Annotated in this window: 15 protein-coding genes; 10 read left to right on the forward strand and 5 right to left on the reverse strand. The window is 37.8% G+C overall.

The window, feature by feature from the left end; translation table 11 throughout:
• Nucleotides 1-38: 38 nt before the first annotated feature.
• Nucleotides 39-1,310 (reverse strand): sterol desaturase family protein, encoded by a 1,272-nt coding sequence (locus tag AC0L6O_RS18325; RefSeq protein WP_473304402.1) that lies wholly within the window; start codon nt 1,308-1,310, stop codon nt 39-41.
• A 152-nt stretch (nt 1,311-1,462) separates the two neighbouring features.
• Here AC0L6O_RS18325 and AC0L6O_RS18330 point away from each other — a divergent pair, with 152 nt between their 5' ends.
• The 4 genes from AC0L6O_RS18330 to AC0L6O_RS18345 all read left to right on the forward strand — a co-directional run bounded on the left by AC0L6O_RS18330 (nt 1,463) and on the right by AC0L6O_RS18345 (nt 6,590).
• The gene (locus AC0L6O_RS18330) at nt 1,463-3,448 is read left to right on the forward strand and encodes a DUF3857 domain-containing protein (protein WP_473304404.1); all 1,986 of its coding nucleotides are present in this window, start codon (nt 1,463-1,465) and stop codon (nt 3,446-3,448) included.
• Between the two features lie 3 nt (nt 3,449-3,451).
• A complete protein-coding gene (locus AC0L6O_RS18335) occupies nt 3,452-5,365 on the forward strand; it encodes a DUF3857 domain-containing protein (protein WP_473304406.1) in 1,914 nt (637 codons plus the stop codon).
• Nucleotides 5,366-5,568: 203 nt separating this feature from the next.
• A complete protein-coding gene (locus tag AC0L6O_RS18340) occupies nt 5,569-5,844 on the forward strand; it encodes a hypothetical protein (protein ID WP_473304407.1) in 276 nt (91 codons plus the stop codon).
• Nucleotides 5,841-6,590, forward strand: coding sequence for a zeta toxin family protein (locus tag AC0L6O_RS18345; protein ID WP_473304409.1), 750 nt, complete (start codon nt 5,841-5,843; stop codon nt 6,588-6,590). The genes AC0L6O_RS18340 and AC0L6O_RS18345 overlap by 4 nt, the downstream gene beginning before the upstream one ends.
• Before the next feature lie 161 nt (nt 6,591-6,751).
• On the opposite strand, the gene AC0L6O_RS18350 is transcribed toward AC0L6O_RS18345, so the two are convergent.
• Nucleotides 6,752-7,369, reverse strand: coding sequence for a 3-keto-disaccharide hydrolase (locus AC0L6O_RS18350; protein WP_473304411.1), 618 nt, complete (start codon nt 7,367-7,369; stop codon nt 6,752-6,754).
• A 177-nt stretch (nt 7,370-7,546) separates the two neighbouring features.
• Here AC0L6O_RS18350 and AC0L6O_RS18355 point away from each other — a divergent pair, with 177 nt between their 5' ends.
• The 5 genes from AC0L6O_RS18355 to AC0L6O_RS18375 all read left to right on the forward strand — a co-directional run bounded on the left by AC0L6O_RS18355 (nt 7,547) and on the right by AC0L6O_RS18375 (nt 11,906).
• Complete coding sequence (locus tag AC0L6O_RS18355; protein WP_473304412.1) at nt 7,547-8,095, forward strand: hypothetical protein; 549 nt, start codon at nt 7,547-7,549, stop codon at nt 8,093-8,095.
• Nucleotides 8,096-8,127: 32 nt separating this feature from the next.
• The gene (locus AC0L6O_RS18360; protein ID WP_473304413.1) at nt 8,128-9,015 is read left to right on the forward strand and encodes an SMP-30/gluconolactonase/LRE family protein; all 888 of its coding nucleotides are present in this window, start codon (nt 8,128-8,130) and stop codon (nt 9,013-9,015) included.
• Between the two features lie 32 nt (nt 9,016-9,047).
• A complete protein-coding gene (locus AC0L6O_RS18365; protein ID WP_473304415.1) occupies nt 9,048-9,869 on the forward strand; it encodes a 3-keto-disaccharide hydrolase in 822 nt (273 codons plus the stop codon).
• Nucleotides 9,870-9,906: 37 nt separating this feature from the next.
• On the forward strand, nt 9,907-10,845 hold the full coding sequence (locus AC0L6O_RS18370; protein ID WP_473304416.1) for a TIM barrel protein: 939 nt from the start codon (nt 9,907-9,909) through the stop codon (nt 10,843-10,845).
• 233 nt (nt 10,846-11,078) lie between these two features.
• Entirely contained in the window at nt 11,079-11,906 is an 828-nt protein-coding gene (locus tag AC0L6O_RS18375) for a helix-turn-helix transcriptional regulator (protein ID WP_473304418.1), read from the forward strand.
• Here the strand turns inward: AC0L6O_RS18375 and AC0L6O_RS18380 are convergent.
• Nucleotides 11,903-12,514 (reverse strand): hypothetical protein, encoded by a 612-nt coding sequence (locus AC0L6O_RS18380; protein WP_473304420.1) that lies wholly within the window; start codon nt 12,512-12,514, stop codon nt 11,903-11,905. The genes AC0L6O_RS18375 and AC0L6O_RS18380 overlap by 4 nt on opposite strands.
• Before the next feature lie 101 nt (nt 12,515-12,615).
• Entirely contained in the window at nt 12,616-13,947 is a 1,332-nt protein-coding gene (locus tag AC0L6O_RS18385) for a PhoH family protein (RefSeq protein ID WP_473304422.1), read from the reverse strand.
• 103 nt (nt 13,948-14,050) lie between these two features.
• Between AC0L6O_RS18385 and AC0L6O_RS18390 the strand changes: the two genes are divergently transcribed.
• Nucleotides 14,051-14,647 carry a hypothetical protein gene (locus tag AC0L6O_RS18390; RefSeq protein ID WP_473304423.1) on the forward strand — a complete coding sequence of 199 codons (597 nt, stop codon included), beginning with the start codon at nt 14,051-14,053 and terminating at the stop codon, nt 14,645-14,647.
• 122 nt (nt 14,648-14,769) lie between these two features.
• Here AC0L6O_RS18390 and AC0L6O_RS18395 read toward each other — a convergent pair whose 3' ends face one another.
• Complete coding sequence (locus tag AC0L6O_RS18395) at nt 14,770-24,342, reverse strand: beta strand repeat-containing protein (protein ID WP_473304425.1); 9,573 nt, start codon at nt 24,340-24,342, stop codon at nt 14,770-14,772.
• Nucleotides 24,343-24,344 lie beyond the last annotated feature (2 nt).

A 24,344-nucleotide genomic window follows, 5' to 3' on the forward strand; every position in this document is an offset into this window, starting at 1 on the left:
TAAAACTTACTCCTTCCGAGGACCTCGGAAGGTTTTTTTCATTTTAGCGGCACAGCATCAGGCTTTTTCCGAAACTCTGTAAGCACAAAATAGCCCGTAACTAAAGTGGCTACAATAAAATACGCCACCACCACAGAGTTAAGTCCGGCATTTATACGCTCCAAGCCAAACCAGCCATCATGGTTGACAAACAAAAATAGTCCTAGTGCATTTTTAGCTAATTCCTGCCAAATGGCTAAAGGATTCTTTCCCATAAACTCTGTGTAACAATACACCGAAAAGAACATAAATAAACCGTAAGCGGCCATATCCCCAACATCCATACGCCCTAAAGCGGTAAAGAAATACATAAGAAAAGAGAAGGTAGTAAAAAACTGAATCCATGACCATGTTAAAACGCCTTGAGAAACTTCCGGGTAATACTTTTCAAAATTATACGGGTCTTCTATTTTAGGTTCTGGGTATTTAGCTTCTACATCGGCTGGTCGCCAGCCTGTAGGCATGAACCAAATACGTAGGCTATCCCACCAGCTATCTGCCCTAACGGCATCTTTTACCATGAGCCAAAAGTGTTGGAAATTTATCTTAATAGGATTCCAAGAACTTACTGGTCTGGTAATGCCATAAACTGGTGGTACATCATCCAGTTCTTCTTGAAAAGTACCAAACATGAAATCCCAAAAGATGAAAATTTGCCCCATATTTTTATCTAAATATTCTAGATTTATGGCATGATGCACTCTATGGTGCGAGGGAGTTACAATGATTTTCTCCAAAAAACCAAGCTTGCCGATATACTCGGTATGATACCAAAACTGGGCAAAAAGATGAAGCGGTGCTACAATAGCAATTATCTTAAAATCGACCCCTAATAAAGCTGCAGGAAGCAAGAAAATGGTAAAGAAACCTACCAATGATGAAATACTTTGACGCAAGGCACAGGCCAAATTAAACTCCTCCGAAGAGTGATGAATCAAATGCTGATTCCAGAAAAAATTGACCGAATGGTTTATTCTATGACCTATATACCCCGCTAAGTCTAATGCCATAAAAGCTATCAAAACATTTAACCAAGTGTATTCAATTTTGATAAAAGCCCAATGCTCCAACATCCAATTATAAGACAAAAGCGAAACACCAATGCCCAAAACATCTTTGAGGGTATTGGTATAACCAGAACTTAAACTGGAAATAACGTCCATTGATTTAAAGGAGTCACCTTTTGCGAAGTAACCATAAATTTTCTCTGCCAAAACAAAGAGAAAAAACAGCGGGGATGCTATGAGTAAAATGCCAGCGTATGTTTCCATAAATCAGTATGCATGCAGCGTAATTTATCAAATATAGTGATTTGAGGAGATTCTTAAAATTTTTAAAGCAGCTACTAAATTCTTTCTTGTCTTTCAAAGTTTGGACTGAAGTTTGTTCTTTATAGGCAAATTCACAATCATTTATAATTCACATGAAGAAAACCACTTTTGGCCTTTTTCTGGCCTGTTTAGTATTTGGAGCTCAAGTTATTGCTCAAAAAAATACAGGGCCAAAGTTTGGCTCACTTTCCGCCAAAGATTTCCAAGATACTTACAAGGACCTAGATGACGACCCACATGCTGTAGTGCTTTATGACAAAGGAAACTCAGAATTTATCTACAGTTCAAACCGCAGTTTCGAAATCCAAAGTACTTACCATGTTAGAATTCACATTTTAAAGAAATCTGAGCTTGGCCGTGGAAACCTCACAATCCGATACTATAAAGGTATTAATGCAACTGGTGAAAGAATTAGCGGAATTAAAGCTATCACTTATAACCTAGAAAATGGGAAAGTGATAAAATCTGAAATGAGTAGAAAGGCAGTTTTTGATGAGGAAATTGATGAAGATTATGCTGAAAAAAAGTTCTCATTACCTGATGTAAAAGAGGGTTCCATAATAGAATACACCTATACCAAGCGAGCTACTTTAAATCATAGTTTAAACCCTAGTAATTGGTATTTCCAATCTGACCTTCCTGTAAGGTGGAGTGAGCTAAACATTGAAATTCCTGGTTATTTCTACTATCAAATAATTATGGGAGGCTATCTGCCATTGGCTCTAAACGAACAAAAAACTGTGAACACTACCATACCAGGAACAGGCTTACAGGTAAAGGCACTTCAATACAAGTTTGCGGTTGCAAATGCCCCCGCTTTTAAAAATGAGCCATTTATAACCACAGCAAACGACTATATTTCTAAAATAGAATTTGAGCTTTCCTCGGTAGATATTCCAGGCCAACCTCTAAAAAACTATAATACCACATGGGATGAGTTAGATCAAACCTTGATGAAATCAGACTATTGGATTCAATATTTAAGTGGTAAAGCTGACTTACAAGAAATGGCTGAGCCTTTCAAAAAAATTGAAGACGAAAAAGAACGAGCCCTAGCTATTTACGATTATATGATAGCTACTTATCAATGGAATGATTACGTAGGCGTATGGTCTGGAGGAAAAATAAAAGATGTTTTAAATGAAAAGAAAGGTACAGCTTCTGCCTTAAACTTGCTGGCTTTAGGCCTATTTCAGGCATCAGGATTAGAAGCACACCCCGTCATTATCAGTACCCGTAGAAATGGCAGAATAAATACCATTTATCCCCTTCTTGACAGGTTCAACTATACCATTGTCTCGCTAAGAATAGGCATTGATAAACTCTTTATAGACGTAACAGATCCATTATTACCCATGGGAACTTTGCCCAACAGGTGCCTCTCTGCCCAGGGCCGAGAAATAAAAAGAGGAAAAGGCGAATTTGTAGATATAAAAACCAAAGGAAAGTTTTCGGAGTTAGAAGAAGTAGAAGCTAGTTTTGATTTAGAAAACGCCAGTTTGATAGGAAACTACAAAAACAGTAGCGATGGTTACGCAGCCAAAAGAATTAGAGATAACGTAAAAGAACTTGGTGAAGATGGTTATCACGAAGGAATAACTAAATATTTTGCAGACTGGGAGATTGATAATTTCAGACTCGAATCTATTCAAAACATTTATAGCCCTGCCATAAATTCCTTTTCTTTTGTAAAAGAAGATGGCGGCATCATGGAAGACATGATTTACCTCAACCCCATGGTCTTTGGACAAATCAGTGAGAATCCATTTAAAAGTAAAACCAGAGATTTCCCTATAGACTTTGCTCATTTGACCACACATAATTACCGTATTTATGTAGAGCTTCCTGAAGGATTTAATGCCGAAGAATTACCTGAGTCCATTCACTTAAAGCTGCCCAATAATGGCGGTCGTTTTATTTATAATTGTGCTGTGAATGGCGGTAAACTCACTGTAATTTCAAATATCACCTTAAAAAAGGCTGTTTACCCTGCCAATGACTATGTACTCTTAAAAGAGTTTTATGACCGCATAGTAAGCAAGCATGCTGAACAAATTGTTTTATCAAAAAACGAATAAAGAATGACCAAAATAGCCATCTTAATTATAGTTGCTAGTTTATCAAATCTGTCATTCGCACAAGATTTAGCTGTTAGCCAGATTCCAGAAGAATTGATGCAATCTGCCGATGCTGTTATCCGTTTTGACAAAACAGAATTTCTCATAGAATCGACCAGGGAATCTAATACCAAAAGACACTGGGCCATCACTATAATGAATGCCCGAGGTGCGGAAGAGCACCAACTATTTAGAGCCTATTATGACGACTTCTCAAAAGTCAGAAAGATTGAAGGTATTCTTTATGATGCACAAGGCAAAGAAATTAAAAGCCTACGAGGCAAAGATGTGGAAGACTATGCTTTGAGTGGTTTTTCGGAAGGTGTTTCAGACGGAAGAGTAAAAGTAGCTGATTTTTCAAACCTTAATATCGACTACCCATATACCATAGAATTTAGCTACGAGAAGCAAGATAGGAACATGCTTTTCTTTCCTAGCTGGGTACCTATAACAGCCGAAAAAACTGCTATCATGTCTTCTGAGTTCAGCATTGAGTCCAAAGAAGTTCCCTTTAGGGTTAAAGAAAATGGCATGACCGGCTTTAATGTTGTCAAAAAAACAGCTCACCCCTTTATAAAATCATGGTCGCTGGAGAATGTAAAACCTTTTAAATATGAGGGCTACTCACTTAATGAAGATGTTCCGCATTTAGTTACGGCACCCTCCTTATTTGAGATTGATGGCTACAAGGGCGAAATGAATTCATGGGGCGATATTGGTAAATTTTATGCAGAACTTAACAGCAAAAGAGATGAACTACCAGAGGAACAAATAGCGAAATTAAAGCAACTCATAAAGCCAGAGATGTCTTTTGAGGAAAAGGTAAAAACCACTTACGAGTTTATGCAGTCTCACACCCGTTACATGAGCATTCAGCTCGGAATAGGTGGCTGGCAAACCATGACTGCTAAAAGCGTGGCAGAAAGAGGCTATGGCGACTGTAAAGCACTGACAAACTATACCATAGCTCTATTAAAAACTATTGACATTAAAGCTTATCCGGTTATAATCAGTGCTGGCAAAAATGTCTCTAACCCTTTAGAAGACTTCCCAAACATGAATTTCAATCATGTGATTGCTTGTGTGCCTTCGGTCAAAGACACTATTTGGTTAGAATGTACCAGTCAAACCAACCCCGCCGGTTTTTTAGGAAGTTTTACGGGAAACAGGAAAGGACTTTTAGTTAAAAGTGAGGGGGCGGAATTAGTTAATACTATTCAATATTCACCCCAAGAGAACTTCCAAAAAAGAACTGCCGAAGTATGGCTAAAAGAAGATGGAAATGCCGAACTTAAAATAGCATCTAGCTATGGCGGAATTCAGCAAAGCAGAAGAGCCGATGTGGTAGACTCTTATAATCACGACGAACAAATTAAATTCTTAAAAGGCTCTATTGATCTAGCGAGTTTTGAGCTTGGTGATTTTAAATTAGAAAAGATAAAAAACAAAATACCTGAAGTAACAGAAGATGTTAGCCTGACTGCAAGAAAACTGGTAGCAGTAAGTGGTAAAAGGTTATTTCTTAAGCCCAATATTTTAAGCGGTTTTTACGGAACTCCTGTGAATAAAGAAGACCGTAAAACCAACCTATACTTAAACCCAAACATTTATACGGTAGAAGATAGCGACGAAATACTGTTTCATATTCCGGAAGGTTATAAAACAGAAAAATCGCCTAAGCCCATTATACTAGAAAGCCCTTTCGGGGTTTATGCATCTGAAGTAAAACGTGAAGGTAATACCTTAAAATATACCAGAAAAGTATCGGTAAAAGGTGGCACATATGATAAAAACATGTACTCAACGTGGGTCGATTTTCTAAAAGCTATTAATCGAGCAGATAAGCAACGCGTAGTATTTTTGAATGGGGATACTTGAGATTTAAACTACCCCACAGTTAATCATATAATTAACAAACCCCTTTACTTCTTTGATATCTAAACTCAAATCTACGTTTGATTAGTAACAGCTCAAATTAGTACCTTAAAAAGACAGGTTAATCTAAAATAAGTGTGTAATTTCAATAGAATTTGCAATTATCTTTATATTTGGTGTGTTATAAAAACAGAGGACAGAGATTTATGACCGAAGATAAAACAAAAAACGCTTTAATCGGAGCCGCTATTGGAGCTGGCTTAGGCCAAATATTTGAGGGGAACAAAGTCTTACTAGCATTAGCTGGAGCGGCCATTGGTGCTTCTGTAGAAGGTCGTGCCAACGCCAAGCTTTTAAACGCTCCCACAGTATATGTAGAAAATGGAAACCTAGTTAAGGAATTTCCAGATGGGCGAAAAGAACATCTTAAAACTATGGCCCCTTCAGTAAAAAGAGATTTGGGCAAAAAGTTTAAGATTTGAGTAAATCAAAAACTAAAAGAATACGAATGTTTGCGGGGCCAAATGGCTCAGGCAAGACATCCATTTATAATCAAGCCAAAGCTTCTTTTTCTACTACACTATTTGTCAATGCAGATGAAATTGAGAAGACCCTAAAAAGTGGGCTAGATTTTAACAAGTATCAGCTAAATGTAGAAAAAGAGGAACTCATTAATTTCTTGACCTCCTCTAAGTTTTTCGTTTCGAAATTAAAAGAAAATTTTAGCGAAGAATTAAACCCAGAAAGCTTTCAAATCAAAGACAACGTTCTCTCTGTAAAGCAAGAACAGTATTTGAACTCATATTTTGCTGCCGATATAGCGGAATTTATCCGACAAAAATTGCTTAAAACGGGGCTTTCGTTCGTGTTTGAAACTGTCATGAGTCACGAATCCAAATTGGCATTTCTTCAAAAAGCTAAGGATGCTGGATATAGAGTATATTTGTATTATGTGGCTACAGAAGATCCCGCCATTAATATTCAGAGAGTCGAACAAAGAGTTTTACAATCTGGACATGATGTACCAGAAGATAAAATTGTAGGTAGGTATTTCAAATCGCTTCAGCTTTTGAAGGGTGCAGTAAAACTGTCCGATAGGGCATATCTTTTTGACACTTCCGATAGAAATGAAAAAGACAATCTGTTTGCTGAAATCAAAGAAAGTAATGAAGTAGAGCTTTTCTTCGAAGCTCCTAACTGGTTTTATAAATACTTAGTAAATAACTGATAACCAAAACCTTTCCTCAAAAAAAAGACACACCCTGGGACGCTGTTCAAATGGGTAGCGTGGTGTGTACTGTTGATACAAAATTAACAAAGCCCTTTCATTTCTGAAAGAGCTTTGAAATTCATACTTTCTAAAGTAGAACTATTAACTATTTGTAAACCTTAAAGTCTAGTCACCTTAAGATTTTTCCACTCCACTTTGATTCCGCCACCGTCGTGAATCTGAAGAGCTATAGAACCTTGTGCTGCTCCTATTTTATCATCTGAAAGGGTAATCATTTCGTGACCATTAAGCCATGTAGTGATGGTAGGACCTACTACTCTAACTTTCATGGTATTCCATTTTCCCATTTTTAGGTATTTGTCTTTTGCTGGGTCTGGCTTAATTAACCAACCTCTCCCGTAAGATTCATAAATTCCTCCTGTATCATGTCCTGGAGGGGCTACTTCTGCCTGCCATCCAGTAATTTTAGTACCATCAATAGAAGAGCGAATAAAAATACCGCTGTTTCCATTGGCTTGCTGACGGAAGTCAACTTCTACTTCAAAATCTTTGAAACTCTCGTTGGTTCCTAGGTAACCATAACCTTTATCAGGACCACTTTCACACACTAAAAGACCATCTTCAACAAACCATTTTTCGGTTCCGTAAATAGTCCAACCCGTCAAATCTTTACCATTAAATAATGGTGTTGCTTTTGATTTTTGTGCTTGAGACTGAAACGCCAGCATCAAGCAGAACGATGCCACTAAAAATAGCTGCTTTTTAATATTGTTCATATTTCTTCGGTTAAGTAAATTTTAGGACGAATATAATTCAATATTACTAAGTAAGTCCTCCTTAACTCCGAATTCACCAAGAAAGTCGACTATCGGCTATTCTACCACGAAATATTTCTAAATTGGGAGAGATTTTATAACAATCACCCTACATTGTACCTAATAAAAAACAAGCTTATGAAAGTTCTACTCGTTCTATTATCTTTTTGCACCTATGCTGCTATCGGTCAAAATCTTAGCCAAGAGCAGCAGATAGCCGATGCCGTTTTAGCCTTAGATGAAGGCGACAGAAATGACGCCACTGTAATGGGCTATGATAAAAATGATGTTTTCAAAGTAATTAAAACTGGCACAAACAACCTTATCTGCCTTGCAGACAATCCTAAGCAAGAAGGTTTTTCGGTGGCTTGTTATCACAAAAACCTAGACCCTTTTATGGCAAGAGGACGAGCACTTAAAACAGAAGGAAAAAGCAGAGGTGAAATAGAAAAAATTAGAGAAGAAGAAGCTAAAGCTGGTAAATTAATAATGCCAGAGAAAGCATCAACTTTATATGTACTTAGCGGAGAAACTAAAGAAGATGCTAACCTTAGATGGGTGGTTTATATCCCTTGGGCAACTGCCGAAAGTACAGGTTTACCTATTAGACCTATGTCTGCCGGTGCCCCTTGGATAATGTTTCCTGGTAGCTACCGAGCTCATATTATGATTACACCTGCAAATTAAGATTTCAATTTATTTCAACCTTACCCTAAAAAATGTACTTCAAATTTATCAAAACCCTAATGCTTGGTCTAAGCTTTATGGCCTTAAACACTTCAGCTCAAAACCTAGTTAAAGAAGGGGCAAAACTGACTTTAATTTCAGACCAATTTTCCTTTACCGAAGGCCCTGCTGCCGATAAAAAAGGAAACGTATATTTCACTGACCAGCCCAATGACAAAATTTGGAAATACTCTAACAAAGGAGTTTTAAGTCTTTATATGGACGGCTCTGGAAGAGCAAACGGTCTCTTTTTTGACAAAGATGGCAACCTACTAGCCTGTGCCGATAATGACAATGAACTTTGGAAAATTGACAAAGACAAAAATGTAGAAGTATTAGTCAAAAACTGGAACAATAAACGCTTAAATGGCCCAAACGACCTTTGGATTGACGCCAACGGCGGTATTTACTACTCCGACCCATTTTACAAAAGAGACTACTGGAAGCATACCGAAAGGGAGCAGGAAGAGCAGCGTGTTTATTACAGAAACGCAGCAGGAGACGTCGAAATTGCGGCAGCTGATTTTGTACGCCCAAATGGACTAATTGGCGATAAGCTTAATAGTAGAATGTACATCACCGACATTGGCGACAAAAAAACATATGTTTATGATATGGCTACAGACGGTACATTAAGCAATAAAAAACTTTTCTGTGAACAAGGTTCAGATGGTATGACGCTAGACGAGCTTGGCAATGTATATCTAGTAGGAAAAGGAGTTACTATCTATAGTCCAGAAGGTGAAGTCTTAGAAAAAATTGACGTACCCGAAGGCTGGACAGCCAATATCACTTTTGGCGGCAAGAAAAATAAAACCCTTTTCATTACTGCCTCAAAATCTTTTTACTCCATAGAAATGAATGTTAAAGGAGCTAAATAACCTACAAACCTTTACTCAAAATGAACCAATCAATGTTAAAAAAATCAAACATTAAAAACCTGGCACTCGCTTTATCCTGCGGTCTACTAATTTCAAGTTGCACCAATAATTCTGAAAATGCAGAATCAACAATTATAGAAGAACTTCCTGAAATAGGTGTGGGTGCAGCCGCCATAGATGGCTCTGAAATCTACATGGATGGTACCAAGGAAATTCTTAATGACAAATGGGAATACTGGGAAGGACCTGGTTTCTCTGGCGAATACCCAATAAAATGGATGGCAGTGGAAGACCAAGAAACCGGAGATTATGCTATCAGCAGCAATGACCCAGGAGCAAAAGGTGGAAAATACGGTTCTGTAGACATTGTTACTAAAAAGAAATTCAAAGACTTTAGAGCTCACGTAGAGTTTTTTATCGCCGCTGAGGGCGGCAACTCTGGTGTTTATTTACAAAACCGATACGAGATTCAGGTTTTAGATGGTGACACTACCTCACATGGTATGGCTGCTGTCATTAATGAATCAGAATCTCCATACCATCTTTATAATGGTATTGGCAAATGGAATGCTTATGATATCCAGTTTCGTGCTGCAAGGTTTGACAGCGAAGGAAACCTAACAGAAAAGCCAGTAGTTACGCTTTACTTTAATGGCGAAAAAGCTCATACCAATGTAGAAATTCAGCAAGTTTGGGGTGGTGAAAAATCAGGACTCGACGGTGGAAACGATGGCGGAAAAGGAATTACTGATACACCAGGCGGACTAAAATTACAAGCCGAAGGTCATGACGTACTTTACAGAAACGTCTGGATTAAAGAAATGGACTTTGAAAACGCTAATACAGATTTTTAAGCTCTCCCCATACAAGACCTATTAAAATTCAACCAAAATGAACAGAAGAGATATAATTAAATCAAGCCTAGCTACAACTGCTGCACTAGCATTAGGTGGTACATCAAAACTGATGGCGGCTCCTATCAAAAAGAAAAAACACAATTTTACTTTTTGCTTAAATACCAGCACCATCATGAAACAGAATGTTGGTCTCATGGAGGAGATTGACTTGGCCGCTAAGGCTGGTTTTGACGGTATTGAAATTTGGATGCGAACACTGGAAGCTTATGTAAAATCAGGCGGCAAACTAGCCGATGTAAAAAAGAAAGCGTCTGACTTGGGAATAATCATAGAAGACTCCATTGGTTTTGCGGCATGGGTGGTAGACAATGACGAGGTCAGAAACAAAGCCATAGAACAAACCAAAAGAGAAATGGACATGCTAGCTCAAATAGGCTGCAAGCGAATAGCTGCACCGCCTTTTGGTGCTACTAATGAGCCCGGCTTAGACCTAAGAAAAGCAGCAGATAGGTTTGGAGTAGTGTGCGACCTTGGAAAAGAAATGGGTGTACTGCCACAGTTAGAACTTTGGGGTTTTTCTCAAAACTTGCATTTGTTTGGCGAAACGCTTTTTGTAGCCGCCGAATCTGGTCATCCTGATGCTGTCATCCTTCCTGATGTTTATCATTTAAGACGAGGCGGCTCTCCGTTTGAAGCTTTAGAAATGATTAACGGAAGCAAAATTCAAATGTTCCATATGAATGATTACCCAGGCGGTATAGAAAAATCAAAACTGACTGATGCTATGCGAGTAATGCCAGGAGATGGCGATGCTCCTATGGATGACATTTTAGGCACCTTAAATGCGAAAGGGGTACCTATTTCCCTATCATTAGAAATTTTCAATGAAGACGTTTGGAAAATGGACGCCTTTGAAGCATGTAAAATGGGAATTTCTAAAATGAAAGCTGTGGTAGCAAGTGCTACCACTTAAATAAAAGAAGAGGCTTGAATTAAAAAATCAAGCCTCTTTTTCTTACTTTTTATCTGTGAATTATTAAGTAAAGCGGGAAGGCTATACAACAACAACCATATGTAAACAAAATATAACTTTTCTAATGACACCATCATAAAAGTTCAATATCTCTTCACAAAAAATTGAATAATCAAAGATGGACAAAAAGGTAAACTAACGATTACCCTACCCTAGGGTGAAAACTAAATCACATGGCAAAAAATAATTTAGACGAAGAATTTAAAAACTTACAAGTATTTGTTCAGGAACTATACGGCGACCCAAAAAGCCATAAACCTATCATTCCAGAAAAGCTTCAAAATGATGAGCTTGAAAGACTGAAAATTGGAAGAAGAAGGGAGACTTTCTATTTCATTGTAGATTTTCTAAAACTGGAAATCGTGGAAGCAAATGGCCTAGATGAAATTGGCTTTCAAGAAGCTCATTTTAGCTTCAAAGACTACACTAGTCTTTTGCAAGAAGGTGCTATGCGACAGCTTCTCTTCTTATTAGGCAAACAAACTTTCAAAATGGCAGAGAGAACTTTTGTAGGTTTTTTAAAACCAAAATTTGTCGCCTTAGTCCCTCTTAAAAATAGTGATGGCGAGATGCTACTCTGCAAAAGAACTATCTCCGTTTGGCAAATGTCAGAAGAGGGAAAAATCCTCTCCTATCTGTCGGAATTTGTAATTATCAAACAATTTGAAAATGAAGCTGCACTGCCGCGTTTTTATGACATAGTAGACCCAAAACTTAGAGATGTATTTGACGGCCTAGTTAAAAAAATATTTAACCACCTACCTGCCAAAGAAAACCCTTTTACACATAGAGAATTAGTTTTGCTAAACCTTTACTCACAAAATGTAGAAAAACCTTTTACAGCAAAAGATATCGCCGAAAAAGAAAACCTCAGCATAACCACCGTTCATAGTTATAATAAGAACATCTTAACAAAAGCAAGACAGTTTTTCGATAATAAGGCTCTTAAATCTGCCAGTGATGTGGCCGCTTTAATGAAGAAAAACGGATTGCTTTCTTAACGCCATTTCTTTTTACCAAACACCTGCAAGAAATATTTCTCAAAGGCCTCTTTCCCAGCATTGAAAAGTAAATCTGATGTTTCACAACAGTATATTTCAAAAAGCTTCGGAACGTCTCCTTTGATTTTTTCTGCGTCTATTAATCCATGGTAAAGCACTACGTCTAAAACTTCTTTTTGAATAAGCTTCACCTCCCTAACGATAGAACCTCCGAGTATCAAAGGCTTTTCGAGTCGTCTTGCGTTGAAATAAGCTTTGGCAAACAAATAGAAATAGAAAAGCATCTCATCGGTTTTTGAACCAACTTCTTTATAAATAGAAGTAATCTCCAGGAAATCCTCCTCTTTAAGAGGTCTTAAAGGCTGTACTAAAAGCTCATTTTTCACGTACTCATTCAAGTAGCTAAAATAACGTAAAGGAGACCACTCTAACACGTTCAAAGTAAACCCAGCATATACCTCATCATCCTTTAAGACATGAAAAACCATAGATTTCTTCAAATAGTCTAAAGAAAGTGTGTTCCCAGAAAGCTTTTGATAGTTTCCCTGATAAAGGTTTAATCCAATGTCATCTTTCACATGATGACACTTATAATCGAAAAGATTCATGTTATATATATTATAGTGGCTACAAAGATTCCTTATCTCACCCATAAATATATAACAAACTTCAAAATAGCTTATTTCAGCTAGCTCAAAGTAGCATTTCACTACAAAAGCTCATTGGCCAAATTCGCCAATTCGGAACGCTCACCTTTAGCCAATTTGATATGAGAAAATAGGTGATTCCCTTTCAGTTTATCTATTAAATAGGCCAAGCCGTTTGACTGCTCATCCATATAAGGGGTATCTATTTGAGCTATATCTCCCGTAAAAACTATTTTGGTACCTTCTCCTGCCCTGGTAATAATGGTTTTAACCTCATGCGGTGTTAGGTTTTGAGCCTCGTCTACTATAAACATGACATTAGAGAGGCTTCTACCTCTAATAAAAGCCAATGCAGTAATAGAGAGCTTCCCGTTCTGCTGCATTTCGTCCAGTATCTTGCTCTTCTTTTCCGTTTCCTTGAATTGAGCTTTAATAAACTTTAGGTTATCAAAAAGTGGCTGCATATAAGGCGACACTTTTTCTTCCGCCCCTCCTGGTAAAAATCCAATATCTCTATTGCTCAACGGTATAATAGGCCTTGCCAGAATTATCTGATGATATTTATTTCGCTGTTCTAATGCTGCTGCAAGGGCCAATAGTGTTTTCCCGGTCCCTGCCACCCCCTGAATAGCCACCAGCTTTATTTGGTCGTTTAAGAGCGAATCTAAAGCAAAAGCCTGCTCCGTGTTGCGAGGTTTGATGCCATAGGCATAATTAGACTCCACCCTATGAAACATATCCGTATCTAAATCATACCTAGCCAGTACCGACTCCGTACCGTTTTTTAAGGTATAGTAGCTATTGGCAATTTTTGATTTGCCCAATACACCACTTTCTTTAACTACACCTTTAACATAGAGATTATGTATAAACTCTGAATCTAACTTATCAAATGCCTGATAACCTTCAGAAATGGTAGCCATATTTTTGACCTTACCGGTCAAATAATCCTCCGAGAGTAAGCCTATAGCTTTAGCCTTTATTCTAAGATTGATGTCTTTGGTCACTAAAATAACCTTTGCTTCTACCGTATTAACCTTTAGTGACAGAGCGGCATTAATAATTCTATGGTCGTTTTTATCACTTCCAAAAACCTGAGAGGCATCTACCTTTAGCTTTTCAGATTTCATCAATATTTTTAGTCGGCCTTTTCCTTTACCTAAATCTACCCAGTTATCAAAACCAGATGCCATAGAGAGCTTGTCTAAAAAGCGAATAACAGCTCTAGCTTCAAAATTATTGGTATCATTACCTATTTTGAAATTATCCAACTCCTCCAAAACCGTGATAGGTATGGCCACGTCATTGTCTTCAAAATTTCGAATTGCGTTGTGGTCAAATAGCAGTACTGAGGTATCCAGTACAAAAATCTTTTTTGATGATAATTCTCCCATATGTATTTATTTAGAAAGCTCCTGCTCTTGTGAATTCAATATAGGACATAGATTCCTTAGCATACAAACTATTTTTTCTATTTCTAAAACAGCATTACATAGCATGCCGAACTATTTAAGCAGTTCTTTCGGTTTATATTTGCATATGACTACAGCTATTTTGAAAAATTTATCCTTCCTTTTAATTCTTGGCCTTATTTCTTGCAATCCAGAAGAAAGCAGCCTTCAAGAAAAAACTTTCTATGATTTAGAAACAGTCATTCAAAATGAAATAGACTGGCTAACGGAGCATAAACCTACGGTACATAAATCAGTACGTATAAATGATGAAAGCGAAGAGCTGAACACCAATGATATTGACTGGAAAAAAGAGTTGGAAATTATCATACAGTCTGACCTAAACAAAGCTGCTTATAAACTCAGTTATGATGAAACAGATGGTATCAACCAAATTAGCTATCAACTGAAAGAAGGTGAAAAGCTGCCTGTTTCTTCTCTTCAAATATTCAAAGACGAAAATGGAAACCTAATTAAAATAAGCTCGGTACATACTACAGACAACTACCTCTATAAATCCACTAAAAACGTTTTGGTAGAATTCTCAAAGGGCCACCTTTCTACTTATGACATAAAAGGAAATCAGGAGCTGTTTGTAGGTACTGAAAAGACATTTGAAATAGCTGGAAAAGTTATTCTTTAGCTTTTAAATGCAAGAACAAACACTACAAAATCCAATTGCCTAAAAATGTAAAAAAAGAACTTGAGCCACATTAGTATGCAACCCAAGTCCTTTTATTTCAGCTTTATTATCTAATGCAACATTTAGTCACATACTTTTATTTCAGCTTTAAACACCGTAGAATGCTCAGTACTAAAACCTGGCATTAATACTATAGAGTTACCCGCTTCATAAATCACATTAGGAGCTGGTGTAAAATTAGCATCTCCAATTTTCTTAGTAGACTCTATAGTTTCAGAAGCCTTCATTCTTAACATACCCGTAGTCACTTTTCCAGTTTCCATAACGTTTTGCTCTGCTACTTTCACATCTACCGTGGTAGAACCACCTGAGCTACAGCTAACAAAATAAGAAGTAGTTACTGCAGGACTTAGTGTGGCTGTATAACCCGTTACTGGGCTTGCTCCATCTGTATACCAAGTTAATGTACCCATACATCCAGTAGCGGTTAAGTCAATAGAGCCACCTGGACAAATTGCTGGTAACTCAGGAGTAATAGATATGAAAGCACCACTTCCACAGTTACTCTTCTCATTAATCACCACACTTGTCACTTCACTTGTACAACCATTTATAGTTTCACAATAGCCACTATAAGTACCCGCTTTTTGTACAGTTAATGCTCCTGTATTTGTCAATGAAGACACTCCATTTCCTTCGTTAACTCCAGGCGTAGTCCATCTAAAAATATCTGTACTAGAAGAACAAGTTGCTGTTAACACAGCCGACTCTCCTTTACATAGTTCGCTATTATCAGTTTCTATAATTGGTACTTCAGGAATTGGATATAGTATCACTTCTACTGTAGCAGTCGCAGAAGAACCATTATTATCTGAAACAGTAACCGTATAAGTACCTGCATCTAATTCTGTAATTGAATACGGACTAGTTACATCACTTGCTGACCCTCCACCTGTCCATGAGAAATCAAATGGGGCAGCACCTCCTGAGAATGTAACATTTATTAAACCTTTAGTTGCACATACGGTTGGGCCAGCAATAACACTTGTAATTACTAATGGTGAACCTGAACAATCTCCTGTTGGCTGGAAGCCTATTCCTGCTCCATCCCCTCCGTCAGTTAAATATGGGCTAAAGGCTATGTTTGCGGTAGCTTTACTTAAGACTTTTCCCGTTATCCCATTATCCTCTATCTCATTATAAACCGCAGTGCCAAACCAGTTACAACCCAATGTGGCTGTTGTTCCAGGAACGTAATTCACAACACCGTATCCGAGATTTGAAGTACTAACATTAGTAAATGAAGTAGTTTCAAAACTGTTATTTTCTATCGTAACTGTTGACACGAATGCATTGTTCTCAAATTTCAATCCATTTAAATCATATCCACCACCTGCTCTATCTGAGCTCTTTGTACTAGTAAGGTTTGAAACTTTATTACCAGTTACAATCGCATCTTCTGTATTTCCTTCTAAACCAATGGCAGTCGCTACAAAACCAGAAATATTAGATATTTCATTATTGCTTATTGAAGCGTTCACTACTTTTCCAGTATTGGTTAAATAATTAGAATTCCCTCCAACATTTATTTGAATACCGTAGGCTATCTTTCCTGTTGGCCAGTTTCCATCATTTACAGTAACATTGCTAATGATGTTTCTCTTAATATCTAATCCTGTTAGAACACCCGTTGAGGTAGATTGTAAAACACCAATCGCACTAGAACTATATCCAGTAAGACTTGTGCTGCTTATATCATTTATGCAGTTATCTGAGATATTAATATCGCTATTATTAGTACTTCCTACGGTATAAATTACCGCATGAATATTTCCTCCCGTAAATGAAGTACCTACGTCATGAATGTTATTATACATGACACTTGCGTTAGAAACCTTTCCAATAACAACAGCATTTGAGCTCGCTGGTGCAGTAATTTCAAAACCATTAATCACCACATTATCTGCCGTAATATTAAATGGCAACCCGGATGCTACAGAGATAATTGATTCAGGATTTCTGCTTCCGCTACAGTCGGTATCTACATTTGCTCCTTGAATTATTACTTCTTTATTTACAACTACATTTTCAGAATAAGTGCCTGCTGCCACTATAATGATATCTCCATTTTCAGTATCTGAATCATCAATTGCCGCCTGAATGCTAACAAATGATTCTCCATTTGATACATTCAACACTCTACAGTTGACAGCAGTCCCCACTCCTACTTCATCATTTAATAATGGGCAAAAGTTAACATTAGCATTCACTTTATCTCCTGAACCAGAACCAAAATCAGAAGGCCCTGCGGCATCTCCCCACCAGTTTGAACCTGCATTCACCTCCGAAGAGGAATAATTATGAACTCCGTCAAGATTACCAGTAATATTATTATTACTAATTGTCATTTGACCAACAGTCCCTCCTATTCCTACACCTTCAAAAGCATTATTAAGTATATCATTGCCATCAACTAGAACGTCAATTGGCGTATCTGAGGAAATCCCCACTTCGTTTAAAACATAACAGTTGTTGGTAACATCGGCATCAGCATTTTGTAAATAAGTACCAGTATGCCAGCCTGTGAAATAGTTATTACTTACCGTCAAGTTAGTGGTGCCTCCTATTTCATTTACTACACCTCTAGACACATCAAAGTCAAGCACTCCAGTCCTCTCTATGTAATTATTCATTATAGAAACGTTACTTAAAGCACTCACAATATGCACAGCCGCCAATTCTCCAGCTGGTGCATTTGCTCCATCTAGTAGCCTAAAACCGTTTATCGAGACATCTGAAGAAGTTACTTTTATATAACCGTTAATTGTAGCCTCAGTTCCGCGTGAATCACAGCCAGATGTTCCTGCGTTTGGACCTACTAGGCTAAGAGGAATCGGAACAATTAAACTCTCATTATATGTTCCCTCGCAAACTTCAATTTCATCACTGTCACTTGCTCCGTCTATTGCGTCTTGAATGCTGGCATAACTTGCACTTGAAGTAACATTTACTACTGGATGATAAAGTACCTCAGTAGTAGTAGTAACGCTTGAGCCATTATCGTCAGTTATCGTAACCGTATAAGTACCTGCATCTAATCCTGTAATAGTAGCTGTATTTAGAGCTGTTACAATATTACCTACCCCTCCCCAAGACAAGGTATGCGGAGCTACACCCCCACTAAAAGTAACTTCTATACTACCTTTAGTTTCACATAATTCTGGACTCGCTACAGCACTTGTGATTACTAATGGTGAACCTGAACAATCTCCTGTTGGCTGGAAGCCTATTCCTACTCCATCCCCTCCGTCAGTTAAATATGGGCTAAAGGCTATGTTTGCGGTCGCTTTGCTTAAGACTTTTCCCGTTATCCCATTATCCTCTATCTCATTATAAACCGCAGTGCCAAACCAGTTACAACCCAGTGTGGCTGTTGTCCCAGGAACATAATTCACAACACCGTATCCGAGATTTGAAGTACTAACATTAGTAAATGAAGTAGTTTCAAAACTGTTATTTTCTACTGTAACGGTTGACACGAATGCATTGTTCTCAAATTTCAATCCATTTAAATCATACCCACCACCTGCTCTATCTGAGCTCTTTGTACTAGTAAGGTTTGAAACTTTATTACCAGTTACAACCACATCTTCTGTATTTCCTTCCAAACCAATAGCAGTTGCCACAAAACCAGAAATATTAGATATTTCATTATTGCTTATTGAAGCATTCACTACTTTACCAGTATTGGTTAAATAATTGGAATTCCCACCAACATTTATTTGAATACCATAAGCTATCTTTCCTGTTGGCCAGCCTCCATCATTTACAGTAACATTACTGATGATGTTTCTCTTAATATCTAATCCTGTTAGAACACCAGTTGAGGTAGATTGTAAAACACCAATCGCACTAGAACTAAATCCAGTAAGACTTGTGCTGCTTATATCATTTATGCAGTTATCTGAGATATTAATATCGCTATTATTAGTACTTCCTACAGTATAAATTACCGCATGAATATTCCCTCCCGTAAATGAAGTACCTACGTCATGAATGTTATTATACATGACACTTGCGTTTGAAACTTTTCCAATAACAACGGCATTGGAACTGGCAGGTGCCGTTATTTCAAAACCATTAATCACCACATTATCTGCTGTAATATTAAATGGCAACCCGGATGCTACAGAGATAATTGATTCAGGATTTCTGCTTCCGCTACAGTCGGTATCTACATTTGCTCCTTGAATTATTACTTCTTTATTTACAACTACATTTTCAGAATAAGTGCCTGCTGCCACTGTAATGACATCTCCATTTTCAGTATCTGAATCATCAATTGCCGCCTGAATAGTCATGTGGCTACTTCTTACTGTAGGAGTAGAACCTTCATAAACTATAACTGGGCCGTAGCCATTACAGCTTCCAACTACTGGCTGAAAACCCAGGGTCACCACATCATCATCCGTGCCATCAGAGCCAAAAGGTAAGAAATTAACATCACCAGTTATTTGTCCATTGATTGTTTGAGGTTCCGTTGTTCCAAACCAGTTACAAGTAGCACTTAATTCACCTGTTCCACCATGATATATTCCTTTACCACTAGCTAGACCAGTTATACTGTTTTCTGTGATAGTTATATTCTTACCCGTAATATCTTCACCATCCTTTATCGTAATTCCGTTATATCCGCAAGTTATTTCATTATTAGCGATTGTCACTGCTCCTGTAAAACCAGAACCGTATAATCTAATAGCTCCTCTATCTGCCGCTTGCGATACCCTATTGGCATCATTTATTTTGTTCTTTAAAATAGTGGCATCCCCAGTAGTACCTGCAATCTGAATTCCTTGATACCCCGTACCATCAATGGTATTACCTGAGATAGTAACTGTTGGGGTTGCATCAATTACCATTGCCGCATAGTTAACATTAGTAAAAGTGTTATCTAAAATGGTAGTGGTTAATGTATGAGATACCTGCATTGCACTTGAGGTGGCTGTCGCATTAACATCTTCGAATTTATTATCATTAATTAAAAGGTCGGCCCAAGAAGTACTTGTCCCAGCATATATTGCATTGGCGTTTATAACCAAATTCTTACTAAATGTAACATCTGATGTCCTCGGATTGCCAGTATCATTTCCATCATGAATCGGTGACCCTCCATCAAACTTAAAGCCGCTGATAATTACATCCGTATTCCCATTTGATATTGAAAAAGCTCTACCTGATGATACATTTGATAAAACTGCTTCATTAACTCGTGAACCTGTGTTCGGTGAAATATCAGCATTGGGGCCTTGAATAGTTAAGGACTTATTTACATTAACAGACTCGTTATATGTACCAGCGGCCACAACAATGGCATTTCCAGAAGATGCCGCGTCAACTGCATCTTGAATATTAAAATATGAACTTAAAGGACTTGCTAAGGTATTATCTGAATATAATCTCACTGGACCAACTCCCTCACAACTTCCAGCTACTGGCTGAAAACCTAGCGATATCAAATTATCATCTGTACCATTTGTGGCAAATGGTAGAAAAGAAACATCTCCGCTTACTTGCGAATTCACTGTAGCAGCTTCTGTAGTGCCAAACCAGTTACAAGTAGCGTCAAAACTGCTTCCTGAAACTCCATTATAAAGTGCATATCCAGAAGAGCCCGAAAAGTCATTTTGATTAACAGTTAGTGACAAACCCGTGTTAGCTCCTGTTGCAGAAAGAGCCACCGCCGAATTATGCACTTTATTATTTGTTACAGAAGAACTGTTCCAATCCACATTATTATCAATGCCTATTCCAATATAAAAGCCATTTATTTCATTTTTCGATACATCTACCGTACCTAATGAAGCGGGGTTTCCGGCGTAGGAAGCGTCATTTCTACCCGCAATAGATATGCCATAGCCTCCTGTTAAAGTACCTCCACGTGTTTCGTTTATTACGTTTTCTGAAATAGTCAGGTCCGAATAATTACCATATTTGAGATTAAGAATCATACCTCTTGAATTAGTGGTAGTTCCGTTATTTGTGAAAGTATTTCCCTTTATAATTGCGTCTTGAAGTTTTTCGGCATAGATAGCAGAATTATTGTTTGAGTGACCATTCAAGGTGAATTCATTATCAATAATCTCCACATTGCTGAAGCCTCCGGGGCTACCATTATGTTGAGCAGCATGAATTCCCTCACTTGTATTATTACTAAAGGTAGAGTTCTTGATTTTCAACTTATCGACATTCCCTTTCGTTGCAATCTTAACTCCAACGGAATTTGCGTTAAAAATTGAATTATCGATTATCCAATCATTTATAACTCCAGTAGAATTTCCAAAATTAACCCCATAGGTAGAATTCCCGTCAAAGTTTAAATCACTAATAGTAACATGATCCACAACTTCGTTAACAAAAACACCACTTAGTGAACCGGTAGATTTAAAACTTCCAATAAAACTTCTATCCGAAACACTCGAACCGGAAGCCGTACCTAACAACGTAAAAGAATTACCAGAACCACTCTGAATGATAGAGTTATTACCAGAACCTATTATTGACAATTTCTTATCAACAATAACACTTTCATTAAATGTTCCTTCCCCTACATTAACGGTATCACCTGCTACAACCACATCAATACCTTGCTGAATGCCAAGCGTATTTGTGGTTACAAAATCATTATTAGCCTTAACACTTACAAAGCCTAAAGCGTTATCATCCATTTTATGGGTAATCTTATCTTCGATAGCAAAGTTCTCTGCATTGGAGGCTAGTGCACCCGTTTTCCCATCAAAAGAAGCAGCTGTGGCGTCAAAGTTATTTGCATTTGCTATTATCTTAATATAATCAGCGGTTTGCGAATTAAATGCAATGTCCCCCGTTGGTGAAACTACTTTGGATGCAGCATTTTCAATCAAAAGTCCATCTACACCTCCATTCACCACTATTCCAGAACCCAAAGTGGCTTGAACCGCAACGTGCGTACTGGCAGGATTGTCTAATAATTTAATTCCAGTACCATTCGCATTAGGGGCGATAGTAACTCCTGAAATAGAAGCATGTGCACCATTACTTGCGTTTGTACTATAACCATCATAATTATTCAGAAAAATTCCTGTATTAACATTTGAAATAGTTCCTCCAGATATAGCAACCGTACCATTGTCTTTCACATTCCAAACCTCGATTCCATTTATCGTGGTAGTTCCAGCGTCAGTTCCCGACCCGTCAATGAGGTTTCCACTAACTGTACCCATAGCATCACTCAAACTTGAGAGTAACATACCGTTCCATTTAGGTTCACCACTGTTGGCTATCGCAGTAATTGTATTATTAGAAACTATCATCGGTGCAACAGTTGGTCCAGTATGTAAGTTGAAGAAAACCCCGAGTCTCCTAGTTTGAATATTATTATTTTCAATTGTTTGGTAAATAAGATCTCCTGGATTTTCATTGTGGAAGTTTCCAGTCTGAACACCCATTCTTACATTATTCATGACATTGTCACTAACATGAGCATAGTTATCATTATAGAGTAGTACAGCTCCACCCCATTTATCGTAACCGTTTCCAGCATTATAAGTACCTAAGTCTTTAAATAAGTTATTGCTTATAATGTGACCCGTTGTCGAAGGATTATTATAATTTTTCCAACCAAAAAGATCTATACCAAAATATTGAACATTTTGGATAATGTTATTTTCAACCTTTAACCGATTTACAACCAATGTATTGGCAGCATCATAATATAAAACCCCTTCGTATACATCAATATCTGCACCGTTAGTACCTGCCCATCCAGAGGTCAGGGTGGCATTATCACCATCCAGTTTAAAACCGTCAATGGTTACGTCATTAGCCTTAATAGTAAATAAAGCGTCAGAGCCAGAAGTTGCAGGAACTATAACTGCCTCTGCTACTCGAGTCCCAGTATTTGGTGAAATACCATAATTAGGCCCTCTAATGTCTAATTCTTTATCAACTATAATATTTTCAGCATAAGTACCAGCACCTACATGAATCATTCCTCCAGAGACTGAAACATCCACAGCCTTCTGAATGGTAGCGAGTGGATTACTTTCACTTCCTGTATTACTGTCATCACCTGCATCATCTACATATAATGTGTTATCATAAACTACTACATTAACTGTAGCTGTTCCTTTACATGAAGTTCCATTTGTAACTGTAACTGTATAAACACCAGCATTGCTAGAGTTTGAGTTTAAAATGGTTTGACTATTATTATCACCAGCAGTGAAACTACCAGGCCCCTCCCAGCTATATTCTCCAGAACCTACATCTATTGTTCCATTTAAAACTATACTTTCTCCTTCATTATAAACTCCGGCTAAGCTAGATGTGGAACCAGAGCTCGCTACTACTGACACTTCCGGCAAACTATTGACTACAACCGTAGCATTTCCCGTAAGTCCTGCTTCTAAAGCCACACACCCCTTTGCATCTGTAAGGGCTGTGGCTGTAAAAACTTCACCATTTGCTGTGCTTGAAATCTCATAAGGACTAGCGGATGTGGTGACAGGACCTGTGGAATTAGTACCATCAGAGTAAGTTAAACTAAAAGGGGTATTACCTGTTAAATCTATTGATACTGTTGGAAAATCATCTCCTAAACATATAGAAGAGATAGAATTCACAAAAGCTGTTGGCAAAGCATGCACTGTGCCGTTTACATCAACACCTAAATTTGCTCCCGAACTAAAACCACCACCAGCTACAATTACTTTCTCATGATAACTACCAGCGGCCAGTCCATTTTTTAATCGTACATAATATGTTTCAGAAACACTGCCTGCTATAGGAGATAAAGTCAAACTAGAAACATAACTAACTCCATCAAGAGATATTTCAAAAGAAGTTGGAGCCGTAATGGTAACATTAGCTACCGTAAGACCATCTCCTTTAACCTCAAAAGTTTTAGCAGTTCCGTCAAAATCTAAACACGCATCTAAAGCTAATTCAGTTTCCGTAGTTCCTAGCACTCTCCCATTTATAGAAAAATCTGAACCCGACGCTACATTATATATGTAGAAGTCTCCATTTGAGTCAGTCGAATTAAATGGAACAAGCCTAAATCCAATTTCTTTAGACGTTTCCTGTAAATCTATATCGCCATGAAGTGTCCTGCTTGGGACCACTGCCGCTCCTCCCGAAGAAGAACTCCCAAAATAAAAAGGACCTTGTGTAATACCCGAATAACTGGTACCTCCATTAATAGTATACTCTAGTCTACCATCTTGTGGACCAGTGCCTGACCTGCGATAAGAAAATGGCTCCAAACTCAAAAGTGAAACAGCAAAACCAGCTTTAGGTTTAAAACCGAAGTTTATTACACTCTCATCGGAAATAGCTCCTGCATAAGTAGCTTCCCAATTGGTTCCTCCCCAGCCACCAGTAACACCACCAGAACCGGTGTTGACACCAGCCCCTCTGCTTAAACCAAGCAAACTTTGAACATTCGAATTAACTACTGGAGCCAAAGGATTTGCTCCATAATTTTCAATACCATCTACATCCCAACTGACTAAGGGCACTTGAGCCTTTAAGGAACTTGCCATAAACAAAAGTGTTGCCAAGCCTATATAGGTAACACAATTTAAGACAGATGTGTAAATCTTAGCTGCCCTATTAAAGGGTCCAAATAAACGGGTTGGGGTAAATGTTGAATTCATAT

It is taken from the genome of Arcticibacterium sp. GJ41-1, assembly GCF_055808875.1.